This is a genomic window from Nibrella viscosa (assembly GCF_039541875.1).
GTDB classification, from domain to species: Bacteria; Bacteroidota; Bacteroidia; order Cytophagales; family Spirosomataceae; genus Nibrella; species Nibrella viscosa.
In genome coordinates this window covers 90,578-109,236 of sequence record NZ_BAABHB010000001.1, presented here as the reverse complement: position 1 = coordinate 109,236, position 18,659 = coordinate 90,578, and the positions used below count along the sequence as shown (strand labels likewise).

The 18,659-nt window shown below is 55.6% G+C and carries 16 protein-coding genes; 9 read left to right on the top strand and 7 right to left on the bottom strand.

What is annotated here, in order from left to right:
- Positions 1–66 precede the first annotated feature (66 nt).
- Together ABD931_RS00475 and ABD931_RS00470 are read left to right on the top strand one after the other, a co-directional pair.
- On the top strand, positions 67–369 hold the full coding sequence (locus tag ABD931_RS00475) for a hypothetical protein (RefSeq protein WP_345262819.1): 303 nt from the start codon (positions 67–69) through the stop codon (positions 367–369).
- Positions 348–737, top strand: coding sequence for a type II toxin-antitoxin system VapC family toxin (locus tag ABD931_RS00470; protein WP_345262817.1), 390 nt, complete (start codon positions 348–350; stop codon positions 735–737). The genes ABD931_RS00475 and ABD931_RS00470 overlap by 22 nt, the downstream gene beginning before the upstream one ends.
- A 9-nt stretch (positions 738–746) precedes the next feature.
- Here the strand turns inward: ABD931_RS00470 and ABD931_RS00465 are convergent, their stop codons facing one another.
- Positions 747–2,354, bottom strand: coding sequence for a sensor histidine kinase (locus ABD931_RS00465; RefSeq protein ID WP_345262815.1), 1,608 nt, complete (start codon positions 2,352–2,354; stop codon positions 747–749).
- 153 nt (positions 2,355–2,507) lie between these two features.
- Positions 2,508–2,813 carry a hypothetical protein gene (locus ABD931_RS00460; RefSeq protein WP_345262813.1) on the bottom strand — a complete coding sequence of 102 codons (306 nt, stop codon included), beginning with the start codon at positions 2,811–2,813 and terminating at the stop codon, positions 2,508–2,510.
- Positions 2,814–3,023: 210 nt separating this feature from the next.
- Here ABD931_RS00460 and ABD931_RS00455 point away from each other — a divergent pair, with 210 nt between their 5' ends.
- Positions 3,024–4,313 (top strand): alpha/beta hydrolase family protein, encoded by a 1,290-nt coding sequence (locus ABD931_RS00455; protein ID WP_345262811.1) that lies wholly within the window; start codon positions 3,024–3,026, stop codon positions 4,311–4,313.
- 500 nt (positions 4,314–4,813) lie between these two features.
- Here the strand turns inward: ABD931_RS00455 and ABD931_RS00450 are convergent, their stop codons facing one another.
- Positions 4,814–5,047 carry a DUF433 domain-containing protein gene (locus ABD931_RS00450; RefSeq protein WP_345262809.1) on the bottom strand — a complete coding sequence of 78 codons (234 nt, stop codon included), beginning with the start codon at positions 5,045–5,047 and terminating at the stop codon, positions 4,814–4,816.
- Positions 5,048–5,350: 303 nt separating this feature from the next.
- On the opposite strand from ABD931_RS00450, the gene ABD931_RS00445 reads away from it, so the two are divergent.
- Both ABD931_RS00445 and fbp read left to right on the top strand, forming a co-directional pair.
- A complete protein-coding gene (locus tag ABD931_RS00445) occupies positions 5,351–8,686 on the top strand; it encodes a glycosyl hydrolase (protein ID WP_345262807.1) in 3,336 nt (1,111 codons plus the stop codon).
- Between the two features lie 26 nt (positions 8,687–8,712).
- A complete protein-coding gene (gene fbp / locus ABD931_RS00440; RefSeq protein WP_345262805.1) occupies positions 8,713–9,738 on the top strand; it encodes a class 1 fructose-bisphosphatase in 1,026 nt (341 codons plus the stop codon).
- Between the two features lie 12 nt (positions 9,739–9,750).
- Here the strand turns inward: fbp and ABD931_RS00435 are convergent, their stop codons facing one another.
- From ABD931_RS00435 to ABD931_RS00425, 3 genes are all read right to left on the bottom strand, one after another.
- The gene (locus ABD931_RS00435) at positions 9,751–11,124 is read right to left on the bottom strand and encodes a PrsW family glutamic-type intramembrane protease (protein WP_345262803.1); all 1,374 of its coding nucleotides are present in this window, start codon (positions 11,122–11,124) and stop codon (positions 9,751–9,753) included.
- Between the two features lie 70 nt (positions 11,125–11,194).
- A complete protein-coding gene (locus tag ABD931_RS00430; protein WP_345262801.1) occupies positions 11,195–12,442 on the bottom strand; it encodes a hypothetical protein in 1,248 nt (415 codons plus the stop codon).
- A gap of 3 nt (positions 12,443–12,445) precedes the next feature.
- Positions 12,446–14,929 carry a DUF2339 domain-containing protein gene (locus ABD931_RS00425; protein WP_345262799.1) on the bottom strand — a complete coding sequence of 828 codons (2,484 nt, stop codon included), beginning with the start codon at positions 14,927–14,929 and terminating at the stop codon, positions 12,446–12,448.
- A gap of 156 nt (positions 14,930–15,085) precedes the next feature.
- Between ABD931_RS00425 and ABD931_RS00420 the strand changes: the two genes are divergently transcribed.
- From ABD931_RS00420 to ABD931_RS00405, 4 genes are all read left to right on the top strand, one after another.
- The gene (locus ABD931_RS00420; protein WP_345262797.1) at positions 15,086–16,117 is read left to right on the top strand and encodes a Gfo/Idh/MocA family protein; all 1,032 of its coding nucleotides are present in this window, start codon (positions 15,086–15,088) and stop codon (positions 16,115–16,117) included.
- Between the two features lie 188 nt (positions 16,118–16,305).
- Complete coding sequence (locus ABD931_RS00415; protein ID WP_345262795.1) at positions 16,306–16,716, top strand: hypothetical protein; 411 nt, start codon at positions 16,306–16,308, stop codon at positions 16,714–16,716.
- Positions 16,713–17,171 carry a hypothetical protein gene (locus tag ABD931_RS00410; protein ID WP_345262793.1) on the top strand — a complete coding sequence of 153 codons (459 nt, stop codon included), beginning with the start codon at positions 16,713–16,715 and terminating at the stop codon, positions 17,169–17,171. The genes ABD931_RS00415 and ABD931_RS00410 overlap by 4 nt, the downstream gene beginning before the upstream one ends.
- A 99-nt stretch (positions 17,172–17,270) precedes the next feature.
- Positions 17,271–18,197, top strand: a complete 927-nt coding sequence (locus ABD931_RS00405; RefSeq protein WP_345262791.1) for a winged helix-turn-helix domain-containing protein — start codon at positions 17,271–17,273, stop codon at positions 18,195–18,197.
- Here ABD931_RS00405 and ABD931_RS00400 read toward each other — a convergent pair.
- Positions 18,190–18,657: a Uma2 family endonuclease gene (locus tag ABD931_RS00400; protein WP_345262789.1), complete on the bottom strand. Its 468-nt coding sequence runs from the start codon at positions 18,655–18,657 to the stop codon at positions 18,190–18,192. The genes ABD931_RS00405 and ABD931_RS00400 overlap by 8 nt on opposite strands.
- Positions 18,658–18,659: the final 2 nt, after the last annotated feature.

Below are 18,659 nucleotides of genomic sequence, written 5' to 3'. Positions count from 1 at the left end.
GGTTTTCAGAAAACGAACCCGCTGATGTAGTCATTCGTTGTATCTTTGAGATAAATCGTACCAGCCATGCAAATTATCCGGACACACGCCGTGGTTAGAGAGGGCCTTTTACAAGTCGTTATGCCTGATAGCCTGAACAACCGGGAGGTGGAAGTAAACGTGGTGATCGACACCGATGAGCCGGTGGTTACCGACAACCTTCCTGCACCCCGTGCCACCATTGGCGAACAGAGCGAACCAACTCCCCGTAAAAAAGCTAACCTGGGCCATTTGGTGGGTAGCTGGAGTGATCTGAGCGAGGAGCAGAAACAGCGGGTTAATAGTCAGTTGGAAAACCTGCGGGATTCATGGCAGCGAGATACCTTCTAGATACCAGCGCCATTGGGAAATCGTTTCTGAAAGAGTTTTCGGCCAATGGCCTGGCTTTTATGCAAACCATTTTTGATACGGAGATCAACTATTCGGTTATTGTCCGTATTGAATTGTTGAGTTTTCAACCCGAAACGACTCTCCAAACTCAGCAGATCAGCGACATCATCTCGGCGGGTTACGAGTTTCCGCTGACGGAGGCAGTCATCGAACGTACGATCAAAATTCGTCGTGGGATTCGGATACGACTGCCCGACGCTGTTATTGCTGCAACGGCTATGGTATATAACCTGACCCTGGTTGCTGACAACGACAAGGATTACAAGCGAGTGTCGGGGTTGAAATACATTAACCCGGCAACATTGTAGCCTACCTTATTAGGCAGGCAAGCTCACCACAAACTCGGCACCCTCACCTTCGCGGCTCTCCACCTCCATCGTCCCTCCGTGCCCTTTGGTGATTATGTCGTAACTCAGGCTGAGACCCAAACCCGTACCCTCGCCGGTGGGCTTAGTCGTGAAAAACGGCTGATAAATTTTGTCCAGAATGGCCTGAGGAATACCCGTGCCGTTGTCGGCTACCCGCAACTCTACTTTCCCGCCGTTCGCCTGGGTGCTGACGGTGACTTGCGGCTGATACCCTTCCTGGCCTTTTGCCTTTTCCTGAACCGCATAAAAAGCATTGTTGTAGAGGTTGAGCAGCACCCGACCCATGTCCTGAGGGGCTATATTGACTTGCCCCAACGCCGGGTCCAGCTTGAGCCGCAGGTCGGCGGTAAAGCTCTGGTCTTTGGCGCGTAAGTTCTGGTAGGCCAGTCTGAGGTACTCATCGGCCAGTTGGTTGAGGTCGGTGGGTTGCTTTTCACCGGTGCTGGCGCGGGAGTGCTGGAGCATGCCTTTGACAATGCTGTCGGCCCGCTTGCCGTGGTGGGTCACCTTGTGCAGGGTTTCTTTCAGATCACTGATGAGCTCTGTCTCCAGATCTTCATCCCGTTTCTCCTTCCTTCTTTCCTCCTCTAGCTCCTCCACCAACTCCTGACTCACCTCCGAAAGGTTATTGACGAAGTTCAGCGGGTTCTGAATCTCGTGGGCAATGCCGGCGGTTAGCTCACCTAAGCTGGCGAGTTTTTCTTTCTGGATGAGTTGAGCCTGGGAGGCTTTAAGTTCAGCGGTGCGTTGCTCGACCTTTTCTTCCAGCACCCGGTTCTGGGTCTCAATGAGTTGCTGGTTTTCTACAGAAAGCTGCAATTGCTGCCGAACCGCTTCTTCCTGCCGTTGCTTGAGCAAATTGATTTTATAGGTCAGGCCTAACAGAAAAAAGAAAACCTCCACGGCAGAACCAACCAAAACACAATTCAGCGTCCAGAAGGTAAAGGTGATTCCTCCGTAGAGACTTAGCAGGAAAAGCCATAAGGACATCGACAGGACAAGTGTCCCCAATGAGTAAAATATAGCCGGTTTAAACCCGCGAAAGAAAACGGTTAAACCCGCTGTTAACCCAAAAAGCCCATCCGAACTAGTAAACAAATTGGTCGTTACCACATTCATTGCCACCCGGTTGCCTTCATTCAGGAAAAGAAGTAAAAGGATGCAGCAAACCGAAAAAAGGACAAGTAAACCTATGCCCAACCGGTGTAACCCATTGGCCCAGGTCTTCGTCTGCAGGAAAGACAGCGTAAACAGAATGTGGACTATACAAAAGATTCCGCTTGTAACACCCCAGTTCTGTTTTAACACATCGAAAAGGCTGACCGGCAATTCAGCCAGGAGGCTCCAGTTGGTAGCCTGTAATACGGCGACCAGCACTAACCAGATCGCATAGAGCAGATTATCCCGGTCGCTTAGCCGAATACCCAGAATTAAGCTGTACAAGGCAATGATGAGCAACATGCCGTGAAACAGCCCATACACCAAATCCTGATAATGAACCTCCCTGGTGAGCCTTGACGAAGCGGTAACGCTGACAAACAGGGAGGGCAACGTCATATTTTCAGCATAGACGTAAAGCGTATGCGTCTGGCCCTGCCTGAGATTTAAGGGCCATATGCCCCGACTGCGTTGAAACAGGTCGGTAGCCGAGGTGCCATAGAAGGAGATTTTCAGATGACCCAATACGCGCGAACTGTCTGTTTCGTAAACCTATTGGGAATCGGCAAAAAAATAGCAATGAAGGAGGTAATTTTCAGAAGAGGGATTCGTCAACTCCAGCTTGAGCCAGTAGTCCCGTTTTCCGTTGGGCCGGATCGGTCTTTGCCTGACAGGCACGAAGTTGTATTTTTCCGGGTGGCAAAGCAGGGAGTCGATGGTGATTGTCTGGCCGGGTTCCACCAGCAGGGCGGCACTGTTTTCCGTAACGGGATAAGCTTTGTCGGGGTCACGTAGCACCACCGGCTGGGCATGAGCAAGAGTACACAACAGGCAGAAAAAGGCGGCTATCCGCAGCATAGTGACGAGGAAGGGGGCTTTACGGCGGTAATTAAGTAGTTCTCGCTAATATAACTATATGTATGAATACTTGCCAGACCTAAGGTGGTGATTCTCACCAAAAATACGGGCACCTCCTTCCCCGGTCACTCCACAAGCCCAACTAGCTGTAACCAACTAAACCACTTCTTCGTAGATTAGCCCCGATTTTGGTTAAAACCTCCTGATTACATGCACTACCGCCGGCTTTCGCTGCTTGTCTGTTTGCTTTTCGTGGTGGCCCTGATCGCCCAGGCGCAACCTGATACGTTTATTGTGGGCGACCCGCTGCCCGACGCGCCCGAACTGGCCCCGCGTGGTGCCTATAGTGTGGGCGTTCGCACCCTGAAACTGACCAACCCCGGCCAACTGGACATCCTCAGGGCCAAAGACGGCAACCTGCCTACCTACGACCGCCCGCTGACCGTGGAGGTCTGGTATCCGGCCCGCATACCGCAGGGACAGACGGAACTGACGCAATACGAACAGGTGATGGGCCTGACCAACAACCCGCAGCGACCTATTATACCCTATACCTTTCCGGGCCGGGCCTTGCGCGATGCCGAACCCAATGCGCAGGGTGGACCGTTTCCGCTGGTCATCGTCTCACATGGGTATCCCGGCTCGCGGTACCTGATGACCTACCTGACCGAAAACCTGGCCTCCAAAGGCTACGTGGTGGTGTCCATAGACCATACCGAGTCGACGTACCGGGATGTGGGCAACTTCAGCAGTACGCTGCTTAACCGGCCGCTCGACGATCTGTTTGTGCTGAACGAAATAGCCCGGCTGAGCGCTAAAGACAGCCGCTCGTTTCTCGCCGGTCTGTTTAATCCGAACAATACGGCTCTGATCGGCTATTCAATGGGTGGGTATGGTGTGCTGAACGTCGGTGGGGCCGGCTACAGCCCGCAGGCGGTCGGTATGTTCAAACAACTAGCCGGCGGCAGCGATGCCATTAGCGTTAGGGCAGCCGGCTCTCCGGCGTTAACGGCTCCGGTCGACGCCCGCATCAAAGCCATTATCGCCTTTGCCCCCTGGGGTATGGAGCGCGGGGTGTGGGATGCCGAAGGACTAAAGGGCCTTCGTCTGCCGACCTTGTTTATTGCCGGTGATAAAGATGATGTGTCCGGGTATGAGAAAGGCATTCGGGCGATTTATGAGGGTGCTACCAACGCCGACCGGTATCTGCTCACGTATGTCAACGCCCGGCACAATGTGGCCCCCAACGCTCCGGCGGCCGCCGTGCTGAAGCCGGGCCTGCCCCTGAACGAGTACATGCACTATGCCGAGCCGGGCTGGAACGAACGACGGATCAACAACATCAACCAGCACTTTATAACCGCCTTTCTGGGCTGGCACCTGAAAGGGCAGGATAACCAGAAATACCTGAATGTGCCCGAAAAGGTGACCGACGGCGTGTGGCCGGGTTTCAAACCCCGCGCCGTAGGGCTGGAAATGCGGCACGCCAAACCACAGTAGTTGATAAGCTGAATCACTCGCTGCCGGGGCTCGCCCGCGATTGTATCACGTGGCGGGCGAACTTCGCCCGTCGCTCGACACAGTCGAGGACGAGCAGAGGGGCATTTATGGACTAAACAAACCGAATTTGTTCTGGACGGAAGACGCGCTGAAGCTGAGCTAATTTTCTGCCTTTTCGGAAGCCATCCAAACTCATATGGACAATTTTCAAAACCGGATCGGGCCTAAATTTATCCACAAACGCTACGATTTTAGGAACAAACAGGGATTGATGTTCCCAGAGTAGTGTTGGTGTATCCAATAGAATGATTGTGAATGAAATCTTGTCCAGATTTTGCTAAAACGGCAGATTTTTATCGGCAGTTACGAAAAAGGCAAATTCGTATTCAGTTAGCTTCCTGCCCAAAACACCGTTTTTTAACCCCTGCCATCCTAGATCCACTGGGGTATAGACATCCAGCCCACTAAGTGCCGTTTTGAGCCGGACATCAATCTGTTCGTCAAGCAGTAGTTTCACGTCTCTTCCGGTGGGGAACGGCCGATACCCGTTTGGCAATAACCGCTAATACCTCGTTAACCATCTCCCGGCTGATGTGCGGATAACCCACCAGAAATTCATCGATGGTACTGAACTGGAGATAGTCGAACAAAGCCCGGATGGGCACCCGTGTCCCCCGAAAAACAGGAGTGCCCCCTAGAATTTCGGGGTCAGAAACGATGATACTGGATTTCATAGACAATGAGTTGTTTGACCAAAAATACAAAACTCTATTCAGCGATCCTTGTTAGCTGTACCGCAAATCAGGGACCTTCGCATAATCGGTGCGTATGTTCACTCCGCTCGCCGGGGCTCGCCCGCGACACAGTCGAGGACAAGCAGAGGAGTGGAAACCGCAACCGCGCTATCTCAAAAAATGCAAACAATATCTCAATACAGATAAGGTGTAGCCCCGTTTCATGCAATATATTTGTAGAATAGGTCAATGTATTTCGCTGCCTTTTGCAGAATATCGGAAAGCCCGAATCTGATTCTACCGATGAAAAACCCACGTATATCCTCCATCATTACCGGTCTGCTGATAGCCTCATTTCTGGTGAGTCGGCAGGGGCAGGCTCAACCCAACCCGGCGCTTAAGGCTGGTTTCCAGACTCCGCCCAACGCGGCCAAGCCACGGGTGTGGTGGCACTGGATGAACGGCAATATCACCAAAGAAGGTATTCAGAAAGACCTTGAATGGATGAACCGCGTGGGCATCGGCGGCTTTCAGAACTTCGACGCCAGCCTCTTTACTCCGCTGGTGGTGCCAAAGAAACTGGTGTTTATGACGCCGGAATGGAAAGATGCTTTCAAATTCACCACGGACTTAGCCCAGAAACTACAACTCGAAATGGCCATTGCCGGCTCACCCGGCTGGAGCGTAACGGGTAGCCCCTGGGTGCAACCGCAGGATGGCATGAAGAAATACGTCTGGACCGAAACCCGCGTTTCCGGTGGTCAGCCTAACGCGGCCCGGCCTTTCACCGGCAAACTGCCCCAGCCGCCGAATACAACGGGGAACTTCCAGCACGTACCGCTGTCGCCGACGTCTATGCTGGGTGGCCCAACCGGCAATCTGCCGACCTACTACCAGGATGCGCTGGTCATTGCCTACCGCCTGCCGGACCGGGAAAAATCCTTATCCGAGTTTAAGCCGAAGGTGACGTCCAGTGGCGGTTCGTTCACGCTGGCTGAACTAACAGACGGTAACCTGACTAATGTCAGCTACCTGCCGCCCCAGGCCGTGGGCGAGGACATGTGGATTCAGTACGAATTTGATACGCCACAGACGTTCAAGGCGTTTTCCATCGTAGGCGCGAACCACACCCCGCTGGAACAATTCAATGGCGGTCCGGAAAACCGGGCCTTGAAGGTCAGCGACGATGGCGTGAATTTCCGGCAGGTGGTAGCCGTCCCGGGGAGTATTGTGCCCCAGAATACCATGAGCATCCCACCGACGACGGCCAGATACTTCCGCTTTACCTTTAAAACGTTACAGCCCCAGCCCAATATGTATGCCGCCATGGCGGGTGGGCGGCCCGAAACGCCCAAACCGGAAGGCGTCAACGTGGCTGAACTGGTCCTGCACAATACTGACCGCATCAACCTCTTCGAAGGCAAGGCCGGCTTTGACCCCTGGAAAGAAACCGGCGAACTACCGGCGGTTGCCAACGCCGATGCTATCCCCACGGAAGATGTGGTTGACCTGACGGCAAAAATGAACGCCGATGGCTCATTGACCTGGACCCCACCGGCCGGCAATTGGGTGGTGGTGCGACTGGGCTATTCGCTAACGGGCCGCCAGAACCACCCGGCCTCGCCCGAAGCAACCGGCCTGGAAGTGGATAAACTCGATAAGGACGCCGTAAAACGATATATCAATACGTACCTCGACATGTACAAGGATGCCACCGGCAGGCAACTAGGGCCAGATGGCCTGGGATTCATGGTGCTGGACAGCTACGAAGCGGGTCACATGACCTGGACCAAAGCCCTGCCCGAGGAGTTTGCCAGACGGCGCGGCTATGACCTCAAACCCTGGATTCCGGTGCTGACCGGCCGGGTGGTGCGGAGTACCGAAGCCAGCGAGAAGTTCCTGTGGGACTTCCGCAAAACCATCGGCGAACTCATTGCCGGGAACCACTACGATGTCATCGGCGACGCTCTGCACCAGCGCGGCATGAAACGCTATACCGAATCGCACGAAAACAAACGCATTTACCTGGCCGACGGCATGGATGTAAAGCGCCATGCCGATATTCCGATGTCGGCCATGTGGACGCCCGGCAGTCTGGCCGGTGGTGCCGATGAAGAAGTACGCAGCAAGGCTGATATTCGAGAGTCGGCCTCGGTAGCGCATATCTACGGGCAGAATCTGGTAGCGGCCGAGTCGATGACGTCCACCGGCAACGCCTTTAGCTGGTACCCCGAAAAGCTGAAGCGCACCGCTGATATGGAGCTGGCGTCGGGCCTGAACCGCTTTGTGATTCATACCTCGGTGCACCAGCCACTGGACGATAAGAAACCCGGCTTTTCACTCGGGCCCTTCGGCCAGTACTTCACCCGTCAGGAGACCTGGGCGGAGCAGGCCAAACCCTGGATGGAGTATCTGGGCCGCAGTTCCCACCTGTTGCAGCAGGGCCGGTTCGTAGCGGATGTGCTGTATTACTACGGGGAGAATACCAACATTACCAGCGCCTTCGCCAGCAAACTCCCCAGTATTCCCGGCTACGAGTATGATTTTGTGAACGCGTCGGCGCTGATAAATGTGATTCAGGCGAAAAACGGCAAGCTGGTAACGCCGAGCGGCATGTCGTACAGCGTGCTGGTGCTGGACGAAACCGCGAAGCTGATGACACTGCCGGTGCTGAAGAAAATCCGGGATCTGGTGAAAGCCGGCACCAACGTGACCGGTACCAAACCGGAAAAGTCGCCGAGCCTGAGCGATAACCCCGCCGAGTTTACAGCCATCGTCAACGAAATCTGGAGCAATCCGAAGGTATCCGGCCGGCCGGCCGCAGAGGTACTGAAATCGCTGAACGTGCCGGAAGACGTGATTATCCGCAACAACAAAGCGGAAATACTCTACGTGCATCGGCAGACGGGCAACGAAGATATCTACTGGCTCAACAGCCGGAGCGAAAACCCCAATGATGCCGAAGCGAGTTTCCGGGTAACGGGAAAAGTACCTGAACTGTGGAACCCGCAGACCGGGGCTATCGAGAAAGTATCGTACCAGATCAAAGACGGCCGGACCATAGTGCCCCTCCACTTCGAATCCTGGGATGCGTATTTCATCGTCTTCCGCGACAAAGCTACCACCACCGCCTACACCAAACCGGCGGTCACGGTAACGCCCGTAGCAACCATTTCTTCGCCGTGGACGGTGAACTTCGGCACGACGAGCGAAGCCGCCCGCAGCCTCACGTTCAACAAGCTGACGTCCTGGAGCGAGAACGCCGACCCGGACATCAGGTACTTCTCCGGCACCGCTTCATACAACACCACCTTTACCCTGCCGGCGGTGGTCAAAGGCGGCCACTACGAACTGGATTTAGGCGAAGTGAAAAACCTGGCCGATGTGCGGGTGAACGGTAAAAACGTGGGCATCGCCTGGAAAAAACCGTTCCGGCTGGATATTACCGATGCCGTAAAAACCGGAAACAATACCCTGGAAGTGCGCGTAACAAACCTTTGGGTGAACCGGCTGATTGGCGATGCCCAACCCAATGAAAAACAGAAGACTACGTTCACCACCATGCCGTTTTACCAGGCCGGCTCCCCCCTGCTGCCGTCGGGCTTGCTGAGTGAGGTGAGTGTGCTGCTCAAAAAATAACCGGTAGTCAACAAAAGCGTCAACCCATGCCCACCAACCCCACTCCCGCCCTCGCGCTACCCGTCGGCACCACGCTCGACCGGTATATTATGAACCGCCAGTACCAGTTTGCCTACGCAACCGGCGAACTCTCGCAGTTATTGCGCGATATTGCGCTGGCCGGTAAAATCATCCACCGGGAAGTAAACCGGGCAGGGCTCATCGACCTGACCGGCGGTATGGGCATAGAGAACGTACAGGGCGAAAAGCAGCAGAAACTGGATGTCATTGCCGATATCCGGTTCCGGCGGGCTCTGACCAACGGCGGTGAAGTCTGCGCCATTATCTCGGAGGAAGAAGAAGGCATTATTCTGACCGGCAACAACGGCGGCAAATACGTGGTGGCCATCGACCCGCTCGACGGCTCCTCCAATATCGATGTCAACGTATCCATCGGCACCATCTTTTCCATTTACCGTCGGGTAACGCCCACTGGTACGCAGCCCACCCTTGAAGATTTTATGCAGGGCGGCCACGAGCAGGTGGCCGCCGGCTACATCCTGTACGGCTCCTCCACGATTCTGGTGTACACCACCGGCCATAGCGTCAACGGCTTCACCTACGATGTCTCGCTCGGCGAGTTCATTCTGTCGCACCCGGATATCAAAAGCCCGGCCGATGGTCAGATTTATTCCTGCAACGAAGGAAATATAGACCTCTTTGCCGAACCGGTACAGGCTTACCTTCACAACTGCCGCCGGCAACAGCTAACGGCCCGGTACATCGGCTCGCTGGTAGCCGATTTTCACCGCAATCTGCTGAAAGGCGGCATTTATCTGTACCCGCCCACCAAAAGCAATCCGGATGGGAAACTGCGCTTGCTGTACGAGTGCTACCCGCTGGCGTTCATTGCCGAACGGGCCGGCTGCCTGGCGGTCAACGAAACCGAATCAATCCTGAACATCCAGCCCCACAGCCTGCACCAGCGTACCCCCCTCTACCTTGGGGCACCCCAGATGGTTAAACAACTTACAGTCTTCGTTCGGCAGGGCATGTCGGCCCAGCGCGACTAGCCCACCTGCTGCTTAGTAAGGCCGGCTCATCCTTTCTGTCTGGGCCGTCTTGATTTGTTTCAGCCCTTCCTGAATCAGACTGAGCACGATGATCCAGCCGATCAGCCCCAGCAGCAGGTGCTTCACCTGAATGCCGAACAGCGTCGGAACAAGGGGCAGACTGAAGTCAGCGTTCCAGAGCATGTGCATTGTCATGACCACAATCAGCAACCGGATAAACGACTTTTCCTGCAATAGCTCCCATTTAAACTCGCCGAAGCCTTTCAGGCGCCAGACGGCGGCCGCCGTAATGGCCGTCCAGATCACGTGACCAAACGGAGCCAGAATACCCCGCAGCACAATACTGCCCAGGGCATCACTGACCGAACCGTCGGCCAGCAGCGCCACAAAGGCGTAGCCGGCCGATTCAAAAGCGGCAAAGCCCGTGCCGACGGCCGCCCCAAACAGCAGTCCGTTCAGGATCCAGGGGTATTGTCGTTTATGCCGCATCAGGGCCAGTACCGTCAGCAGTTTGCCGGATTCTTCCACAATACCGGCGCTGGAGGCTCCCAGCCAGCTCGACAGGAACTCGGTATTGCTGAAAAACAACAGGGAAATCAGGATGGACAGAATCCCACCGGTAAAAAGGAGCTTTACAGTCTGGTACAGCGATACATTCTGAGGAGCATTCATTTCCCAGAAAAAAATCAGGCAGGCAAAGGGTACGGCAAACGCACCGACAAACAACAGGCCCGGCACCACAATGATGTTGCCGAACTGCGCCACACCAACGTATAACCCCCAGAAGACCAGCAGAGAAATAACGGCAATGCGCCCGAAGAGCCACGGCTGCGGCCAGTTGGCGGCTATGGATGCGAGCGGAGGTGTGGTGTCGTAGGTACCAACGGTAAAGGCTCGTTCAATGTCTGCGTCGGTTCGCTTTTCGCCGATTCGGGAGAAGATGGCTTTCAGGTTAAAATCGTTATCCAGCGAATCAACACCGGCGATATTGGATATGCGCCGGAACTGATTGGTGAATGAGTGTTCGGGTGCGCTGCCGACACCAGGGGAAAACCGGCTGCCGGCCGGCATGGGTCGTTGCAGCCGCCAGCGGGAAGAGCCAATCTGGAGGTCTCCGCTTTCGGTACTCAGTTCTCCGGCCATGACCGACGTCCCATTGAGCCCAATAGGCTGGTTGCCGATGGCTTCAAAACGGATTCGGGCACCATCAAAGAACACCATCAGGTGCTGATCGGAAACGTTCGGGTCGGTAAGCATGTAGCTGCTCTGACTGCCGGTGCCCAGCAGCAGGCGCAGATTGGGTGTCAGCACAATGGTTTTTCCGGCATCGGGACCGGCGTAGCACTGAAACGAATACAGGTCGGACAGGGAGGCAGACGGATTCATAACGGGTTTAGCGAGGTTTGTAGAAATTTCAGGAAAAGTCGGCAGTTATGCAAGTCCAATCCGCAGCAAATCAGGCATTTTCCCGACTTCCGTTCATTTCAGTTAGCATCCGGTACGACAGAAGTCCCAGCAGCAGCAGCACCAGACTAAGGGCCGGCCAGAGTATCCAGGGTTGCCTGAAGAAAGAGGCTGTATCGGGCGTGCCGGTGGGCTTTTCCGACCGGACACCCGTTACCGTCACTATTGGCAACCGGGCCGGCAGGCTGTCCCTGAAATAAACCAGGTCGTAGACCGGTGGCCGGACGGATGGATTGCCGAAGCGGAGGTGATAAGGCGTTCCGGCGTCCAGCCGGGCAATCAGGTACACGTCGGCCTGGTACGCCTGCACACCCCTGATCGTGAGCGGAGGGCTGTCCTGATTGTCCACAACCACATACACCTTCCTGGCTCGCAGACCGGACAGATACACCGTCTGGTCACCCGCAGCGCTGAGCTCAAACGTCCGGATGGTCTCAAAAACAGGCGTAACCGGTCCCCTCCTCCCCCGGCGCTGCCGGCCTACCATCACCTCAGCGCTGCGCCGGTACGGGCCTGGCGACTGCACCAGCAGCCTTAGCTTATCGAGCCGGGCCGTATCGGGCAGCGTAATGTGGAGAAACGTTTTGCGAAGCGCACTGCTGTCGTGCTGAACAAACGTAAGCCCCCGGATTTCGCGGTAGGTGCCGGCCTCCTGATTACTGGAAAAAATCCCTACGCTCAGGATGTTTAGCGGGGCAGTCAGCGAATCATTGATCTCCAGCCGGTAGTATTCGTAGTCACTCAGCGGAAAATCGAGAACCTTCACGGCCGAGGTTGTGGTGTCACTGCGGGTAGGCTCCAGCCGATAATCAGCCTCAATAGCATACCACAACCGCGTATCATTGCTGCCGCTCAGCCGGGCCTGTTTGGTGACATTGGTATTCCGGATGGTTACGCCCAGGGCGGTAATCCGGCTTTTAGCGGCATTCCGCACCACCCATGTGGTTGTGCTGCGGGGCGTAACGGTCTGGCTGACCGCCGGCAGCGGCCTGAGCTGCGTTTGCTGCCGGGGCAGCTGACGACTGAGCAGATACGGCACCTCCCGTTGCCTGCTGTCGTAGAGCCGGACATCCGTCAGGGCCTCGTTCAGGGCACCCACCACGGCCGGAGGCAGCAAAATCCGGTAGTAGCCGGGCGTGGTAACGGCGCTTATCTCAGCCCGCTGCCGGAACGTTTGCGCCCGGCTTACCAACCCGCCGGCCAGGAATAAACTCAGTAATACCCAACCGTATCGGTGCATGGTTTAGTCGGATTGAACCAGGGAAGCATTGGAATCATCGGCCAGAATCAGCTTCCGGATTTTCTGGTACATAAAGGAGATGGTCAGCAGCAGTACGCCCAGCGACAGAAAGGCGGCAATGCGCCCTCCCTCCGAAATGCCCCGCAAATCGTACAGAAACAGTTTCAGCAGGGTTAGGGCAAACAGGCTGAGCGACAGAATCCGGAGCGGCCGGATCTTCCGGTTCAGGCCCACCCACATAAACAGAAACGCGCAGAGGCCCCATAGAATGGGCAGTCCCACCTTGTTGGTTTGCGTCAGCAGGCTGTCAAACCGGCTGATGGCATCCAGTTGCCGCTGCGGGTCTGCAGCAAACCCAGCCTTTTCGGCGCCCGAGAAGTTGAGCACAATGACATGGGCAAATAGCTCCGAACTGGCGATAATCAGCAGCACAAACCCCACCACCCAGGGCCAGAGTTGCAACAGCCGGGCCGGCAGCGGTTCCAGCCGTGACCGGTTCCGGATCAGCCACGCCGGAATGCCGACCGTGGCGGCCAGACTCAGATAATGCACCGGGAAGCCCAGAAAACTGGGTTCGGTATAGAGGAAATAATTGTTCAGCAACGTCATAACGGCCGGATTAAACGTCACCAGGTACGCCAGGATGCCAACTACCCCCAGCCCGGCCGCCCGCAACAGATTAGTCCGCTGCCCATTGCGCTGAGCCAGGCCCAGCAGGCCGAGGATAAAGAGCAGGTTGTAGCTGCCCATAACAAGGGTGCGGTTAGGCCCGAAGCCGACGGCGGTGATCACCTGATAGTTCAGCTCCAGCGAACCCGCCAGGTACACGGCTCCGCCGGTAAGGTAGTTTACGACCCGGCGGTAGGTATCGACCTCCAGTTGCCCAACCCAGAATGAGATGGGCGCAGCCTGACTTGTCAGCAGCCGGCGCGTAAGCACTAAGCCGGCAACGGCAATGACGCTGGTTACAAAAGCTTTGTTGAGCAGGATCGGCAGCGGAGGAGTTGAAGCCGCGCCGTACAGCGCCGACCAGTCCATACTCAGGCTGATGATCATCAGACCCAACACCAGCACCGATGCGGAAGCCGCCGGCCGTAAGCCCGACTTCTGCGCAAACCACAGCAGCAGCACGGCTTCCAGCGCCCAGAACATAGTAATGAAGTTACCCTCCAGCTGCACCGGCACGGCCAGGCTCACAAACGTAATTACCAGCCCGATAAGCAGGTAGATCAGGTTACGGTCGACGGCCTCCCGACGGTATAGGCTATACGCCAGCCCAAAATTGACCACTGCCAGGGCCACCGTAAACATCCCCTGGTAGAATCCCCGGCTGATGCTTGCCAGCATAAGCATACCGGCGGTGTAGTACGAGAAGGTATTGCTAAGCAGCAGAAAAATCTCCAGGGCCGAAAACCGGGCTTTTGTCCGCAGGTTATAAATGATGTTCATTGCCATAAACAGGCTGTAAAAGACCGTACCGTACGCCAGCGCAGCCGCATACGGTGCGTTTGGTTCGCCAATAACGGCGCTACCCAGCCAGCCGCCGTATAAGAGCAGGGTAAAGGCATAGGCAACAATATGCACCAGGTTCCATTTGCGGCTGTACGACAGCACCAGCATGCCCAGGTCCAGGATCAGTATGTAAGTCAGCAGCACCCGGTAGTCGCCGGCACCGGTACTGACCATAAACGGCGTAGCAAACCCACCAACCAGCGATACCACGGCCAGTTCGACCCGGTTATAGGCCACCGACAGCAGCACCGAAAACGCTGTAATGACTACCATAAGTCCGAAAGCCACGGTCTGGCTGAAAAGTCCGTACTCATGAAACGCAATGGCAATGGTAAAATACAGCACCGATAACCCGCCCCCGACCAGCACCGAACTGAATGCAGCGAAGGTTTGCCGCAACCGATGCGCCAGCCCGATCAGGATACCCCCCGCCAGGATGCCGATAAACACCCGGCCGGCTTCGCTGATCCACTGCTGGTCGATGGCGAACTTGACAAAGTACCCAATACCCAGCACCAGAATGGCGATACCGATCTTGTTCATCAGGTTTTCGCCGATGAACTTCTCCAGGTCCGGGTTGTCGCTCAGAAAACGCTGAACAAACGAAGGCTGCGGTGGGGCTGGAAGCGGGGCCGCCGGCAGCACAGGTTCAGCCGACACCGGAGGCACCACTGCCGGCCCTGCCGCTACGGGCGGTCCGGGTGCGTCAGCAATGGCCTCAACGGGTGCGGAGACCGGCTCCGGCTCAGTACCAATCAGGGGCGGTACGCCAGGCTCAACCACCACCGGGGCTACCGGCTCCACCGCTGCCGGCGGAACGGCAGGTGGAGCAGACAGGCTGCGGAAGGTTATAAAATCTTCGCGGAGCCGGCTGAGTTCATCGGTTTGTTTTTGAAGAAGCTGTTTCAGGTCGGAAAACCGGTTGTTGACAACCAGCACCAGCACCAGCAGAATAACCAGCAGAAAGACTTCCATACCACAGACAGAGTTAGGTATTCAGGACGGGCAAAGATGATTAATTATCAGAAAGATAGCACCAACTTTTCAATGAGGTGCGTAATCGTCCGGTTGAATCGTACAAAATACCGATTAGCTTGCATTGATTTACCGACTGATTCATCCAGCACGCTTATGTCTCTTTTTCGGGTCGCCGTTATCGGTGGGGGCAGTATTGCCGACAAAAACCATATTCCGGCCATGCAGCAACTTGCCGGTCTGGCAGAAATTGTTGCCGTTTGCAGCCGCGACCTTACCAAAGCCCGCGCCCTGGCCGACAAACACCATATTCCGCACGCCTTTGCTGATGCGGCCGACATGTACCGGCAGTGTTCGCCCAATGTAGTGGTGATCTGTACTCCCAACAGTCTGCATTATGCATACACCATGCAGGCACTAGCCCAGGGCTGTCATGTTTTTTGCGAAAAGCCCCCGGCCCTGACGGCCGCCGAAGCCCGCGAGATGGCAGAGCGGGCTGCGCAGGCTGGTTTGACGCTGGCTTATAATCTGCAACTGCGGCAAACGCCGGAGTGGGCGCTCCTGATGCGCTGTAAAGAGGAAGGGCGGCTGGGCGATATTTACCACATCAGGGCCTGGTTTCTGCGCCGGCGAGGCATACCGGGCTGGGGCTATTTCACCAACAGGGCCATGCAGGGCGGTGGGGCGCTGATGGACCTGGGGGTTCACGTACTCGACCTGGCGCTTTGCGCCTTCGATTATACTCCGCCGATTCAGGTGCTGGGCAATACCTATGATTTGATCGGCAAAACCGGCGGCAAAGGGCTGATGGGTGCCTGGGACCCCGGCACGTTTGAGGTAGAAGATGCCTGTATGGCATACCTGTCGTTCTCCGGCAACGTGTCCATTATGCTGTCGGCTTCTTTTGCCCTGAATAACCAGGCCGATAAAGACCGGAATCTGGAAATCTTCGGCAGCCGGGGTGGGGTCAGCCTGTTCCCGTTTACGCTCCATACCGAGGTGGCCGGCGAACTGGCCGATATTCACTTTCCCTATCTGGCACCGGAAGACATCCAGCTAAAGAACACCCTAGCCTTTCTGGACGCCTGCCAGGGCAAGCCATCCAATGTCTGTACTGCCGGGCAGGGAGCTACCCTGATGGACATTGTCGACCGCATCTACCAGTCGGCCAATACGGCTGCCTCGTAACCGCTCCTCCCGGGCGGGGCTCCAAAACCAGTCCGGTGAGTTGGTACCGGGTTTGCAAACGGGCTATACCGGGCGCTGCTGCCCAAAACAAAGGTTTTACAATTCCTTTACAAGGTTTTACAAGCCTTTACCGGCACTTGCCGGCCTGCATTCTACATTCGCTTCGTTGTACCAAACAAACGAAGAAAATGAAAATTGCCAGTCTATTTGTCCTTTTCCTGGGTAGTTGCCTGCTATCTGGCCTGTGCTGCGGGCAGGGCACCTTTACGCACTGTTCGGCGGCCTTTCTGGGCAACAAAATGGTGGTTAATGCATACACCCCAACCGGTAAGTGCGTTGTATCGGCCACTGCCACCGGGCCGTTGACGCTGCATACGGTCGATTTATCCCCTACCGAGAGCAAAAAGGTGGAGCAACTGTCGTTCCAGGTGGCCATCCGCGACAAGGACACCAAAACTTTACTGCTTTATTCAAAAGAAAGCCTTCGGCAGGTTGATATTCAGCAGGTTTTGGCAAAATGCCGGAAAGGTGACTATATTGTTCTGTTAACGCTCGACGACCGCTACGCCTTACCCCACAACGAAATACTGGTGCAATGAAAACAGCCCTGTTCCTGATCGCTACCTTTGCGTGGGTTTGGCCAACCAGCATTGCCCATGTGGCCTGGGCGAAACACAGCCGGCCGGGCGACGATAACCTCAGCCTGCCGGCCTCCACATCGCTGCTGCTGAACAACAGGCCATTGGAGTATGCCCTCTTTTCGGTACGCAGCCGGGGTATGCTCCGGTTGGTAGCCAACTATCCGGAATCTGCCGAACCGGCTTGTATCCCATTCCGTATCTATCGCCAACGCGGTGGAACAAGTGTAAGCATCGACAATATTGACAGCAATGAGGTGTTTTACGAATTGGATATTTACCGGGCGCTTGTTCGGGCCATACCCGGCGATAATCTGGTTATTGAGCCGGTCAGCCCCGCCTATAAAGCGGCAAAGCGCATTGTGAGGGTCAATATAATCTGGCTGTGGCTGGTGCCGCCGGGCCAGGGTTGTTGATAGGTTTCACGCAAAGGGGCTAAGGTGCATAAGATCCCTGAACCGTTTTGCGCCTTGGCGTCTTTGCGTGAAACCTTCCCTTCTTCTCCCAACCTCATCATGAAAAAAGCCGCCAGCCTACTGTACCGCCCACTACTCGGAATCATCGGCGTTCTGCCGGTCTGCTTTCTATTGCCGCTGTTTATTCAACTAACACCCACCACCACCGACAATTACCGCTTTGCCGAAAAAGCCAATCTGGCCCTCCGGCGTACCGCACACCACCTCCTACGTAATGCCGGGGACTCTACCACCCGCATTCCGCCCGTTCAGCAGGCAGACGACCATACCTTTGCCGTTCGGCTGGAACGAGCCTTTACCTACGAGACCTTACCGGCCCTGCTCCAGGAGTCCTTTGCCCTGCATGAAATCAATATCCCCTACAACGTTGCGGTCTTGGATTGTGCCAACGGCGAACTACAGTTGGGCTATACAGTGCGCGACCTCAGCGGAAAAGACCCTGTACCCTGCGGAGGCCGTGACCAGCAACTCGGCTGTTATACCCTTAATGTAACCTTTGCCGCTCCCGAAGCCGCTCCACCCCAGACGTCGATCTGGTGGGCACTGGCGGTCGGCAGTCTTCTGGCCGGCGTGGCTTATACCGTCTGGCGAAAAGCGGTACCCACCGGCGAGGTCGCCGTTGCTCCGGTAGTAGCTGCCGCAGAACCCCAGCTCCTGCGATTTGGCAGTTCCAGCTTCGACCCAGCGAACCAAACGCTGCTTTCCGGTGCCATCCGGCACGAGTTGACGTACCGCGAGGCTAAGTTGCTGCACCTGTTTGTCTGCCATCCTAACCAGGTGCTGGAGCGGGAGTATATTCTTAAATCCGTTTGGGAAGACGAGGGCATCATTGTCGGCCGCAGCGTCGATGTTTTTGTCTCCCGCCTGCGCAAGCTCCTGCAGGCCGATTCATCTGTCCGGCTTGCCGCCGTGCATGGTGTAGGCTATCGGCTGGAAATCCGGACAAATCCCGAAGACCTTATTTGAAGATATAAGCCAGATTAAGCTCGATACTTGTAACTGGGTCGATTAATAAACCCTCGCTAAAAATCCGTTTTGAGCCGTCCGGCAACAGGATATGGATCACCTGCAGCACCGGAATGATTAACCACACCGTTTGTACGCCAGCCGGAAAGCACTGCTTATATGCTTTATCAGTAAGTTCGTTGAGCGCCTGTCTGGGAGATAATATTTCAATAGCAATAATGGGGGGCTGATTATAATAAACAATATCATTCAGCCAATCGACCGGCATTTTTGGAAAGACCGACACATCCGGCTTACACTTGCCGGTAGAAAGCTCTAATTCAAGTTCAGGGAGAATATCAAATTGATCTTCATAGCGGTTAAGCGCCACACTCATACGGTGGATAATCCGGGAATGGTTTACCGACATTATGTCTTCCGATTGATACTCCTCAATTAAATCATGATAAGGCGTTTCCATAG